Origin of the sequence: Legionella quinlivanii, from assembly GCF_003265995.1 — a bacterium.
Lineage (GTDB): Bacteria > Pseudomonadota > Gammaproteobacteria > Legionellales > Legionellaceae > Legionella_C > Legionella_C quinlivanii_A.
Window position 1 is genome coordinate 61,222 of sequence record NZ_MVJN01000014.1, and the last position, 12,942, is coordinate 74,163.

A 12,942-nucleotide genomic window follows, 5' to 3' on the forward strand; every position below is an offset into this window, starting at 1 on the left:
AGGAAAAATATTAGCCTTTATGTTATATTAATTTGTATATCCTTAAAAAGGGAACCGGGGTATGGAGCTACAGTTGAGTAAAAACAAGCTTCTTATGGAAGCTTTAATGGCTTTAAAAAAACTGCTCAGGGATGAAGAAGCTTTAGATATTGCGGTGTTTCGCAATGGCCGCGTCAAATCGCCTGGCGTCAAATCAGGATATGAGGATGCCGAATTTCTGGATGGCTTTGTTTCCTTATCCACATTAAGCCTATGGGATACTCTGGATCAAAATGGGAATATTCAGGTCGATGCAGTGAGAAACGCTGGATTCAAGGTAGAATTGAATAACGATAGCTTGAAAAGCAATCTAAGTATGCTCTTTACTGATTCCCAGATTGAAAATCTGTCTGATAAAGAAAAATTATATACCGATGCTATCGTTTACACTATCAGTTCAGAACTACAAACACCGGAGCGATTAATTGCCGCGCTGCAACCTGGTCCTTTTCAGAAATTCTTCAATATACAGTCCCTGATAAAAGAAGCATTCGATGGTCTTGATCTTACAGCCCTGCTTAAAGATAGTGTCTCGTTGGAAAAAGCAATTGACCTGAGACTATCCGCCCTGAACACAAAACCCGATGAACAATGTGTAGCAGAGTATGAACCCCGGGATCTTGAATTATTTAGCTCGCAGAAAAGTATCAACTATCGGCAGGTTCTTGAATCAATTAATCAGCAGGAACAACGACGCAAAGAAATACGTCAAAGAGACTTGCCTCATTTTTCAAGTTTAATAATGGAGCTGACAGCGCTTGCCCATTCAACCGACTTTTTAAATGGGTTCGTAGAAAAAACAAAATTGCTCGATAAATCCAGACTTATTCTGGAATTATTGAGTCGCACACAAATGTCCGCAGCAACGGGAATTCCCAATCCATTTCCTAAAGAAACCCGCTCACTGGAAAATCTTTATCATCATTTGATTATTGATGCCCTCTATCAGACCCTACAGTCTGAAAAGGAGAATGGTGTTAAACATCTTATCCAGGAACTGAAAAGTTCCGAAGCCAACGCTCTATGGGAAAAAACGGTTTCTTGCCTGGCAGAACATTTTATCACCCTTTGCGACAGCATGTTTTCTTTCTGCCTTGGGTCTAATCTCAACGCTGAAAACAAAATATCATTAAACAATGCCTATCGACTGGCCAGTGTAATCGCACCGGAAATTCAGAATAATTCACTTAAAAATAAATTATTGGAAGCAAGAGCCGAGGTATTTCTGGCAGCATTGATGCAAATCCTCATTACCACGACCCTAAGTCAAAAGGGCTGGGGAGTTCGGAATAGCCGTTATGAAATAACCATCGACGGAAAACCTTATAAACTCCCCAGGCGCGCCTCTGAACAGTATGAAGCGATTCAGGATTTTATGAATGGCAAACTATCCGCAATAGAGGCCGCAAGCCTGGTAATGAGTATTGGCCAGAAGGACTCCTCCAATTTCATCACCAGCCCCGGAGTGGTCGTAAAGAATTATTTTTCACTATTTAAAGAAGGGGATCGCAAAAAAACTGAAGAAGAGGTAACCGAGCAGTTAACTAAAAAAAATAACCCCGGTTAAACCTCAACCTGATGATAATCGCATCGCAGAAACCAGCTAGCCGCAAATGTTATAGCCTCCATCGACATACAGAACCTGCCCGGTGATGTGAGCCGCTTTATCTGATACCAGAAAAGCAGCCATCTCCCCTACTGACTCAATAGTAACTAATTGATTAAGGGGTGCCTCTTTTGCTGCTTTTTCCATAAGCTGATCAAAATGTTCCAGACCAGAGGCTGCACGCGTCATTATCGGACCGGGAGAAATGGCATTAATCCTGATTTTCTCCTGCCCGAGGTCAATTGCCAGATAACGGACGGTCGCTTCTAAAGCGGCCTTCACCGGCCCCATCAGATTGTAATTTTTAATTACTTTTTCGGAACCATAATAACTCATGGTGATTATCGATCCGCCATGACTCATCAGAGGCTCCACCGCTTTGGAAAGACGAATCAGTGAATGACAGGAAATGTCCATTGCCAATAAAAAACCCTCTTTGGAGCAATCGACCACTCGCCCCTGCAAATCTGATTTTGGGGCAAAGGCGATGGAATGAATCAGAAAATCCAGCTTTCCCCATTGTTTACGAATTGTTTCAAAAAGAGCAGTGGTTTCCTCGTCGTTAGAGACATCAAGAGGCATAACAATGGGGGCCTTCACTTTCTCAGCCAGAGGCTGTACATATTTTCGCGCTTTTTCATTCTGATAAGTCAATGCCAGCTCTGCTCCGGCCTCATGCAATACTTTTGCACATCCCCAGGCAATTGATGATTCATTGGCTATGCCGACAATTAATCCTTTTAAACCCATTTTCAAGACTCCTTATTCAGTATGGCCAGGCTGTGTAAAGCCATCATTTTTTCTTCATTGGCGGAAATAACCAGCACAGAACGTACAGGCAAAAAATGAATCGCATCCAGAATTTTTTTACGGACCGGCATCGAATTTTCGCCAATGCCTCCTGTAAATATAATATGATCCACGCCTCCCAGAGAGATAGCCATCATCGCCATATATTGCGCCACTTTCAGGCAAAAGAAATCCATTGCGAACTGCGCTTTTTTATCTTCGCTTTTCTCAAGCAACTGAACATCATTCGTCCAACCGGATAATCCTTTCAAGCCAGACTCTCTATACAATAGCGACTCCACTTCCTCGATACTAAAACCAAACTGCCTGACTAAATAAGGAATAACGCCCGGATCAATACTGCCGCAGCGCGTACCCATCGGCAAACCATCAAGGGCGGTCAATCCCATTGTCGTATCCACACTACGGCCTGCGGACATAGCACAAAGACTAGCCCCGTTCCCCAAATGAGCGGCGATAATCAAATCTTTATTCAGAGCACTATGATGCTTATCAAGATAATAGCTGATCCATTCATAGGAAAGACCATGAAATCCATAACGCCTTACTCCAGCCTGGCGAATGGTTTCAGGCAGGGCATATTCAGTAAATAATGGCTCATGCCCGGCATGAAAGGCAGTATCAAAACAGGCGATTTGTATAACACTCTTGCCAAGCTGGTAAATGTATTCCACTCCGGCAATGTTGTAAGGCTGATGCAAAGGAGCCAAAGGACAAAGCGTTTTCAAATAATCGATAACATCAGGGGTAATAAGAACTGAATGCTTATAACGCTCACCGCCATGAACAATACGATGTGCTACAGTTAGAATTTTCCATTGGCATTCATGATGTTCTATCCAGTTAAAAATGTATTCCACGGCTTGCCGCTGATCCATATTCTCCGCGAGACTTAAACTTTCTGACGGTCCCTCATCAACCCGGGCTGCAAACACAGGCTTACCGCCAATATTAAAAACCTTGCCACTGGCCAGCAATTCAAGGCTTTCATCAGCCACAAACAATTGAAATTTGACGCTTGAAGATCCGACATTTAATACGAGGATGCTGTTTATTGCCAGGCTCATTTAATCAGACCTTCTTTTCGAGCAGCAGCCATTTTTACTGCCAGTGCACAGGACAGCAGTCGTGTACGAATTGAATCAGCACGGCTGGTCAAAATAATTGGAACTCTGGCGCCTAATACAAGGCCTGCGGCATCAGCATGTCCAAAAAAAGTGAGCTGTTTGGAAAGCAGATTCCCTGATTCAATATCAGGAACTACCAGAATATCCGCATCCCCTGCCACTTCGGAGATAATATTTTTTTCAATAGCGGCCTGTTTGTTAATCGCATTATCAAAAGCCAGAGGACCATCCAGAATAGCCTGAGTAATTTGTTCTCTTTCTGACATTTTACATAATAGTGCCGCATCCACGGTGGCCTGCATCTTCACATTAACGAACTCGGTAGCTGCCAGTATCGCCACCTTGGGCTTTTTATCCATTCCATAAAGAACCCGCCACAAATTGATGGCATTTTGGCAGATATCCGCTTTTTCGGATACCGTAGGCGAAATATTAATCGCAGCGTCTGTGATAACCAACGGTTTATGATAAGAAGGAACGTCCATTACATAGGCATGGCTAATACGGTATTTGGTTCGCAAATTGGCAGAAGAAGGCACTATTGCGCCAAGTAACTCATGAGTCGCTAAAGAGCCCTTCATGATCGCATCAACTTTACCCTCCGCCGCAAGCGACGCGGCTCTGACTGCTGCGGCATCACTATGAGGGCAATCAATAATTTCCCACTGCGAGATATCAATATTGGCTTCACTGCCTGCTGCCCTGATTTTAGCGACAGGACCAACCAATAGAGGCCTGATCAATCCCGCCCGTTCTGCATCGGCAATCGCCTCTATGCTGCTCGCTTTAACCGGGTGAACGACCACAGTGTTAATAGGGCCAATCTTTTTGCAGGATTTGATGATTGGTTCAAATCGGTCATGGTTATGAATTTCGATATCAGGCAAACGTGTTTTGGCAACCTTCAGTTTTTTTGTCGGAGCCAATACCCGTGCCTGCCCCTCAATAACGATGTCGCCCTTCTCATTTTTTCCCAAACAATTAAAGAGGACAATTGGTCTGTCTTTTTCCTTGTCAATTACAGTAATTGTAATTGTGACCGTATCTCCGAGATGTACCGGATTCTTAAATTTAAGATCCTGACCAAGGTAAATGGTACCAGGGCCTGGTAAAGCGGTACCTAATAAAGCAGAGATCAAACCGCCAGTCCACATACCGTGACCGACAATTCCATGAAATATATCATTTTGCGCAAATCCGGGATCCATATGAGCAGGATTGATATCGCCGGAAACTGCTGCGAATAAAGCGATATCCTCAGGGGTTAACCTGCGGCTTAACATGGCTTGCTGGCCTATGGATAATTCATCAAAGGTTGTATTTTCAAGAAATTCATCGGTCACAGCTTATATCCCTAATACAGTGTTGTTAAAGAAACGCGCATAAGCGTCACTAAAAATCCTCTCTCCCTCAGGGGGCATTGCCATTAAGTTAAGCTCAAATGTATATTAAAATGTCTTCCCCGCGAAGGCGGGGATCCATCTCTGAGCGAGCTATAATGCCAATTGAGGAATGGATTCCCGCCTTCGCGGGAATGACCAAATTCCTTAACTTAATGGCAGTGTCCTGTGTCCTCTACCAGCTTGAGAGAGGGGATTTTTTCTTAAGTTGATACCTATCCTCAAACGCGGAATTATGGTTTTTTGTTTCAGCGTTTTGGTCGAAGCAACTTACTTTTTTTATTATAATAAGAGTTCCTGGAACGGCTATCTGATGCGAAAGTTGCTATCGCTTTGAGAACAAGATTGCCCACTTTTGAAAAGGCTTGTAATAAGGCGAAAGCCAGCGTTCTGGCTCTTGTTGAGTGTGTTTTCATAAAGCACTTCCTATGCTAACAAATTAATCATCCATTTTGCGCGCTTACCTGCACGCAGCTTAATGATATAATTTAAACTAAATTCACACAATAATTCTTAAAAAAGAAAACCGGTTATCTAAAATTCATCCCATAAATTTAACTGCTTTGGCCCCTGCTCCTTTTTGCAGAATTGACTGGTATTTAAAGCAATCTGCCTTTCAGTATTTAACCCAAAACGCCTGCAAGCCTTCTGGAATCGCATCTTTAACAAATTGGCAAATTCCCCCTCTCCACGCATACGGCTGCCAAATGTCGAATCATATTCTTTACCGCCGCGCATCTGACGAATTAAACTCATAATGTGCCCGGCACGCTCTGGAAAATGCTTGCCCAGCCATTCCTTAAACAAATCCTTAACCTCGTACGGTAATCGAAGCAGTACATAAGCAGCATTACGCGCTCCAGCCCTGCTGACCGCTTCGAGTATCCCCTCCAGTTCCATGTCATTAACCATAGGAATTATGGGTGCCAGCATCACCTGCACTGGGATATTATGTTGCGCTAAACCCTGCACCAGCCTTAATCTTGCAGAAGGTGCCGAGGTTCTTGGCTCCAGGATGCGCTTAAGATCAGTCGATAATGAAGTAATACTGACCGCCACTTTGGCCAGGTTGTTTTTCGCCATAGCTGCCAGCAGATCGAAATCTCTTTCCAGCAGCGAGTTTTTAGTAATTAAAACCACCGGATGCTGATGCTCAAGCAAAACCTCTAACAGGCTGCGGGTTATTTTCAATTTCCCTTCAACTGGCTGATAGGGATCCGTGTTTGCCCCAATCACGATGGGTTTACACTGGTAGTTTGCCTTATTGATTTCCTTTCGTAATAATTCGGCAGCATCCTGCTTGTAGAAAATTTTGGTCTCAAAATCTAAACCGGGCGATAAATCCATATAGGCATGGCTGGGTCTGGCATAACAGTAAATACACCCGTGCTCGCAGCCCCGGTAGGGGTTAATCGACTGTTCAAAGCCAATGTCAGGGGATTCGTTGCGGCTTATTATTGTTTTTGCTGATTCAGGATATAAAAAAGTCTCAAGCGGCGGCAGCGCTTCTTCCTCTCTGTCCCATCCATCATCATAGTATTCATGACTTGTTTTTGCGAAACGCCCTTCCGGGTTGGACAAAGCGCCTCGATTTTTAATAGTGGGTCCAGTTTTCATGATCAATAACTCAACATCTTTTGATGCAATTTTACCCAAAATAGTTGAAAAATGTAGCCCAAATCAGCAAATACTTTCTTGTGAAAATCAGATGATTAAAGCAGGAATGACAGCATCTGGGGCTCGACCAGACGGTTTTTAACTTTTTTTGTCTGCCAGTTCTTTTGCCTCTTTCCACAAGGCCATTAACTGTTCAAAGGATAAATGGTCAAGATTGTTCAGATTCTGACTTTTAGCTAATTGCTTGACTACTAAAAAGCGCTGCTCAAATTTGTTCAAACTCTTTTCAAGCGTTAATTCGGGATCATAACCGCAATATACGCAAAGTGATAACACCGCATGAAGCAGATCACCGATTTCATATTGCAGTAAATCATTTTCTCCATGGTCCTGGTCCAGCAATTGATTGACTTCCACACACTCGCTTTCAACTTGTGCCAGAATCTGCCGGGCATTATCCCAGCGAAAACCAAACAGCATGGCGTCCAGTTCCAAATCGATCAATTTGTTAAATAAATTCATAACTTGAATATTTCCAAGTGCGGTAGATAATTATTATCATGGAGGATTCAGTTTTATTCCAGTCTTAAAGTCCTGAATTCGTTCGAATGAGTTGATTTTGACATTACCAGAATGGTAATAATTACACCATTTAGTTAGTTACAGAGCAATAATGCCCCTTCACAAAAAACCGACAATATCCCCCTGATACCTCCGGGGATCTAATGGCGGATAATCAATACGCATTGCCAACGGATTTCAGACAGCAACGAGACGCTTACCTACAGGCCAAATCGTTCTGGAGTTTTAATTAACTTTGACTGCCTGCCTGATTTTCATTAAGCTCAGGTAAAGTGAATTGATCAGGACGTAATCATGCCAGTACTGCAAGGGAATAATATTAGAACCTACTATGAAATTCATGGACAGGGTCAACCGCTGGTATTGATTGCCGGGTATACCGGCGATCACAATTTCTGGAATCTTATGCTGCCGCAACTGGCAAGCCAATTTCAGGTCATCATTTTTGATAATCGGGGAATTGGTGAAACAACAGATAAGGGAGAGCCTTTTACTTTAGAGACTATGGCAGCCGATGTCATTTCATTGATTGACGCACTTGGGCTGCTAAAGCCGCATATTCTGGGTCAGTCAATGGGGGGAGCTATTGCACAGATTGTCGCCCGAAACTATCTCGACCGCATCGGTAAACTAATTCTTTTAAATACCGTTTCCCGTTTCAATCAGCGGACCATCAGAACGCTTGAGAGTTTGCTGCGTTGCCGCAAAGAAGGGGTATCCTTTGATTTGTTTATGGATCTGGCAATGCCCTGGTTTCTTTCCAATGCCTATCTAAGCAATGAACACAATATTTTATTATTTAAAGAGGTGCTTAAAAATAGTCCCATTCCTCAAACCATTGAGGATCAGCAACGCCAGCTTAGAGCACTTGCTACATTTAACTCCACCGTCTGGCTGGGAGAACTAAATGTTCCCAGTCTGGTTATTGCGGCGGAAGAGGATATCATCACCTTACCGGGAGAGAGCGAAGCCCTGGCGAGGATGTTACCTAATGCCGCGTTTATGAAGGTCCATGGTGCTCACTCCAGCCCTCTTGAACAAGCGCAAAGGGTCAATGAGTTAATTTTAAAATTTTGTGTTTAAAAAACCCGGCATAGACCATATTTAGACAGATGGCTTTAGCCCGCGAAAAATTAAACGCGGGCGTAACCTGATATCTATCCTATTGACTCAGTCTCTCTTTAATCGTTTGTGCCGTATCATTTATAACCGTTAGCAACTGCTGATAAAGCTGCTCCAGTAATGCAGTATGGCCTGACAAATGATACTCCTCCAAACACTGACAAGCCCATTGCAAACGTACATTTCCGCAATACATCGCACTGCTCTTCAGTTTGTGAGCCAGTCTGGCTACTTTCTGCCAATCTCGTCCAGAATGTGCTTTGGTTAATTCTTCTCCAATGGCAGGTAATTCTTTTTCAAGCAATAAACTGAGCATTTCACGTAAAGTCGCAAAATCACCCAGATTAGCGATACCAATAGTTTCATCAAATAAAGCATGACCTGACAAGGCGAAATAATGGAGTTCCTTGTTATCGCTGCCGTGGTGAACGAATTTGTCTTCTGCAATGAATTCTTTCAAAAGACCTTGAAATGCCGGGAGAGTCACCGGTTTGCTGATTAATTTATTCATTCCAGCAGGAAGCTTTAGGGTATTACTGGATGATAAAGACTGCGCAGTCAGGCCTACAAATGGAATAGCCGCCCGGCCCTCCTGCTGCTCAAGTTCGCGCAGTCTATTTAACATTTCATGACCCGAAATTCCTGGCAGGCCCAGATCGCTGATGATTAAATCAAAGGGTTGTTGCTGCAAAAGCTGCAATGCCTCTTCTCCAGAGGTGGCAATCTGATAATGACATCCGGATTTTTGCGCCATGATCTCCACAGTTTTTAATGCGACCGGATTATCCTCGACTAACAATAAGCGCGCCTCATGATTTGATATTTCATGATCAGAATTCAATTTTTCGTCATCCTGATACTTTTCATCATAACTGATATCAGGCTCTGCCAACACCATCGGAAGTTTGAAGTAAAATCGGGTTCCCTTGCCAATAGTACTGCTTAAATTAATTTCCCCCCCCAGCAATTCCACATAGGTTTTCACGATATGCAAACCTACCCCATGCCCCTGATATTGCGCTTTATTGGATGGGTTTACTTTAAAAAACCGATCAAATACCTTGGCTTGAGCCTCCTCGCTTATGCCTAAACCTGAATCAAATACCGAAAACTCCAAAGTTACATTATTCTCTTCCTCTGAAAGCTTCTGAATGCTTACTCCAACATGACCTTCCTGGGTGAATTTAATGGCGTTTCCCAGCAAATTCAGCAAAATGCGATGAATTTTAATGCGATCACTGATAAACCAGTCAGGAACATCTGGCTTGATATCAACCAGAAACTCAAGCTTTCGCATTAATACAGAGGGTTGCTCCAGCTGGACAATATCTTTAATTAATTTTCTCAGGCTGAAATGCTCATAATGCAAATCTTTTTCCTGAATGTTTCCAGAAGAAACAATTTCCAGGACGCCGTTTAGCAATGCGAGCAACTGGGTACCGCTTTCGTGTATCCAGCGAGAATATTGCATCTCTTCCTGTGTATTGGCATTTTCCTCAAGCAGGTTGGACATGCTGATGATGCCGGTAATCGGTGTGCGAATGTCATGGCTCATATTGGCGAGAAACTCGTCTTTGGCAATGTTGGCGGCTTCTGCCAATTCCTTTGCCTCACGCAATGCTTCGGCCCGTTTATTATCTTCCGTTACGTCCGTGGCCACTCCGGTGACGCCATAGCAAACCCCCTGTTCATCAAATAATGGAAATCCATTATCAATAATCCAGCGTATTTCACCATCGGGACGAATAATTCGATAATGTTCGGAATAACGGGCTCGCTCGCCCAGGCGACTCACTTTTTCAGCCATTTCTGAAATAGGATTATGATCCATCGCATCATCGGGATGAAGAAAATCCATCCATATCGATGGATTATTGTATAATTGTTCGCGAGAACGTCCCCAGATGCGCTCAAACGAAGGGCTAATGTATTGAATTTTCTTGAAATCCGGGCTGCTAATCCAATACACCTGATCACTATGTTCAGAGAATTTTGCCAGGAAGTCTCCGACTTCATTAATAGTGAGATGAATCTTGTCCTTTTTTTCACCCATTGGAATGCTAGACTAAGAAATGTATAATTAAAATTTTAGCAAACTATATTTATTTTGCGCACTATTTATTTTTGGAGCAAACATGAGAGACCCCGCAGGCCAAAATGCAAATAATGCTGATCAGGTAATGACACAAGCAACTTGGGTAAACCACATCGAATCACTTATCGCGCAAGGTCTTTCCCAAAAAGAAATTGCCGCCGGGATGTTAAAACCAACCCAAAAAACCGGCTACCTGAATCTACAAAACAAACCCTACTTAATCAAGGCAGGCATGGGAAGACCGACTTATCCTGCTTCCGTTGCCGCCGTTTTGAAAAAGTACTTCTCTAATATAGAGGAAACGGCAAAAAAAGAAAGACAGGAGTTAGAAAATACATCCGGCAAGGGTGCACTGGATTACGGCGATCCGCAGGGAGATGAGGCAAATCGAAAAATGATGGCCACCGCCATGTCCAATTGGTACGATGCTCCAATCTCACCCCAGGATATTCTCTTTACTGTCGGTGGAGCCGGAGGCCTGCATTTAGTATTTGAAGTGCTGAACCAATTAAATGATAACGTTCCCTTCCGGATGATAACCCCTTTTCCTCATTATTCACTTTATGCTTCAAATCCCGGGCATAAACTTCACCCAATTGATGTGTTCAAACTGCCTGGGTACAAACTGACTGCAGAGGCGATTGAGGCCAGTATTATTGAAGCCTATGAAGCGGCCAAAGAAGATCACATCCAGCCCAAAGCCATCTTAATTTGTAATCCCAATAATCCCATGGGGACCGTGATTGATGCAGAAGAGATGAAAAAAATTGCGGTAGTACTTAAGAAATATCCTGATTTGCGCATCATCTTTGATGAAGCCTATACAGAAATGAATTACGTGCGCAGAGGTCTTCTGGAAATACTTGAAGATTTACTTAAAGAAAATCCGGATCTGAAAATTATTCTTGATGAAGCCCATGAAAAAATGGGGATGGAAGAAAAAGTTAATTTTTTAAATCTGGTCGGTACCTTGCTCCAGCAAAATAAGCTTCAGAACGAACATTTACCCGAGCTCAGAAAAGAATACCAAAAAACCCTGGATATTATAATGAGCGGCTCCATTTCCTTTAACCTAATGTACCATTTATTCACTTTGAGGTCTCAACTGAGCCATATCGAAAACGCTGCGAAAAGTCTGCGCATTGATAGAACCATCAAAGATACCTATGGCGACAAGGTCTATCATTCCCTGAGAAAACTCACAACGGCTCTCGAAAAAGATTCAAGACTGTCTCAAATGCTGGAACAGGCTCAGGCTATCAAGGATAAGGAAAATGCTTCATTGGCAAAACTGGCTCCTGAGTTAGTTGATCGGATTATTATTATGCGCTCAGCAACAAAAGCCTTCTCTGCCGCAGGTGAGAGACTGGCTGTTTTAATGGCTTTTGATCCCGTGTTTATGCGCGAGCTCAAAACCTTGCAGATCAACACCGTGGGTCATGCGCCCCGCTCTTTACAAAAAGCCTATGCCGAAACCATGGCGAATCTTAATGAAAAAGAGCATCTGCTCATGAAATATTTTTATAAGGCAAAGGTCGATTATGTAACCCAGCGTGCCAAACAAATGGGAATTACCCTACCCTCAGCCGAATACCATACTGAGGGCACCTTCTACGTTCCAGTGGATTTAAGTGAGCTATTTGGAATGAAAATTCCTGAAGGCGCAACCAGAGCGCTGGAAAAAGAGGGCGTAGTCAGTAATGATTTGGAGCTGGCCTACAGTTTGTTATATAAAGATCTGCTGTCCATCAGTCCTTTTTCCTATTGTGGTGTCGACGGCAAAAAAGGGTATATGCGTATTACCTGCTGCAGCCCACAGGATGAGTTATGTGAAATGATGGACCGAATCGAAAGACGCATTCTTAAAGTAAGGCTTGAGAAAAATCAAAAAATGCGCCATGAAATTGAACAGTTACTTCATAGTTATGAGAATATTGAGACTACCTATTCAAAAAGCAGTTTATTAAGCGAGCCGTCTTCAAAAGATCGCTGGGGAGAGCAAAGTTCTAAAAATGAACCCCCTCTATCATCAAGCCAGGAAGAAGAAAGAAGCAGTATCGAGGATTTTGCCCGCGAAATCAGAATTCGTTATCAGAACATTCACAAGGAAAAAAAGCCCAGCGCCCGCGGAATTCAAAAAGAAAATAAACAGCTTGAGAACATACTGTCGGAATTGCGGCCTGCGATTATGAGGGCTACCCGATTAGGTCAAAGAATAGCCGCTCGCAAAATTAAAAACTTTCTATCCCATAATTTTCTTACCAGGAAAGATGATAATGAAAGAAAAAAACAGCAGCGCGAAGAAGATGCAATCTGGAAGAGAGTAGTCGATAAAATGTTTGTCATAGATTGCCCACAGAAGGATAGTCTTCTCTGTCTCACACGTGAAAAGCGCATGGTCTATACAGAATATGCGGAGGCAATCAATAAGTTAGAAAATACTGGCAATCTTCCCCAGCGCCCTCGCTCACAATAGGGTATAGGTCAACACTGCCATTAATTTAAGGAATTCTCCAATTACCTGTAGGTTGGGCCCTTGGCCCA

Annotated in this window: 10 protein-coding genes; 3 read left to right on the plus strand and 7 right to left on the minus strand. The window is 43.1% G+C overall.

Translation table 11 applies throughout. The annotated features are described in order from the left end of the window. Positions 1-61 precede the first annotated feature (61 nt). Positions 62-1,606 (plus strand): hypothetical protein, encoded by a 1,545-nt coding sequence (locus B1207_RS14980; protein WP_112220691.1) that lies wholly within the window; start codon positions 62-64, stop codon positions 1,604-1,606. Between the two features lie 36 nt (positions 1,607-1,642). On the opposite strand, the gene fabI is transcribed toward B1207_RS14980, so the two are convergent. From fabI to B1207_RS15005, 6 genes are all read right to left on the minus strand, one after another. Beyond that, positions 1,643-2,395 carry an enoyl-ACP reductase FabI gene (gene fabI, locus B1207_RS14985; RefSeq protein WP_112220692.1) on the minus strand — a complete coding sequence of 251 codons (753 nt, stop codon included), beginning with the start codon at positions 2,393-2,395 and terminating at the stop codon, positions 1,643-1,645. A gap of 2 nt (positions 2,396-2,397) precedes the next feature. Continuing rightward, positions 2,398-3,522, minus strand: coding sequence for an acetate/propionate family kinase (locus B1207_RS14990; RefSeq protein ID WP_112220693.1), 1,125 nt, complete (start codon positions 3,520-3,522; stop codon positions 2,398-2,400). After that, complete coding sequence (locus B1207_RS14995) at positions 3,519-4,925, minus strand: bifunctional enoyl-CoA hydratase/phosphate acetyltransferase (RefSeq protein ID WP_112220694.1); 1,407 nt, start codon at positions 4,923-4,925, stop codon at positions 3,519-3,521. Before B1207_RS14995 ends, B1207_RS14990 begins: the two co-directional genes overlap by 4 nt. A 305-nt stretch (positions 4,926-5,230) precedes the next feature. Then, entirely contained in the window at positions 5,231-5,398 is a 168-nt protein-coding gene (locus B1207_RS16010) for a hypothetical protein (protein ID WP_172458318.1), read from the minus strand. A 118-nt stretch (positions 5,399-5,516) separates the two neighbouring features. Next, entirely contained in the window at positions 5,517-6,599 is a 1,083-nt protein-coding gene (locus B1207_RS15000; protein WP_112220695.1) for a PA0069 family radical SAM protein, read from the minus strand. A 138-nt stretch (positions 6,600-6,737) separates the two neighbouring features. Beyond that, positions 6,738-7,121, minus strand: coding sequence for a MazG nucleotide pyrophosphohydrolase domain-containing protein (locus B1207_RS15005; RefSeq protein WP_112220696.1), 384 nt, complete (start codon positions 7,119-7,121; stop codon positions 6,738-6,740). A 354-nt stretch (positions 7,122-7,475) separates the two neighbouring features. Here B1207_RS15005 and B1207_RS15010 point away from each other — a divergent pair, with 354 nt between their 5' ends. Next, complete coding sequence (locus B1207_RS15010; protein ID WP_112220697.1) at positions 7,476-8,264, plus strand: alpha/beta fold hydrolase; 789 nt, start codon at positions 7,476-7,478, stop codon at positions 8,262-8,264. A 79-nt stretch (positions 8,265-8,343) separates the two neighbouring features. Here B1207_RS15010 and B1207_RS15015 read toward each other — a convergent pair whose 3' ends face one another. Next, positions 8,344-10,356: a PAS domain-containing hybrid sensor histidine kinase/response regulator gene (locus B1207_RS15015; RefSeq protein WP_112220698.1), complete on the minus strand. Its 2,013-nt coding sequence runs from the start codon at positions 10,354-10,356 to the stop codon at positions 8,344-8,346. 82 nt (positions 10,357-10,438) lie between these two features. Here B1207_RS15015 and B1207_RS15020 point away from each other — a divergent pair, with 82 nt between their 5' ends. Next, complete coding sequence (locus B1207_RS15020; RefSeq protein ID WP_112220699.1) at positions 10,439-12,874, plus strand: aminotransferase class I/II-fold pyridoxal phosphate-dependent enzyme; 2,436 nt, start codon at positions 10,439-10,441, stop codon at positions 12,872-12,874. Positions 12,875-12,942 lie beyond the last annotated feature (68 nt).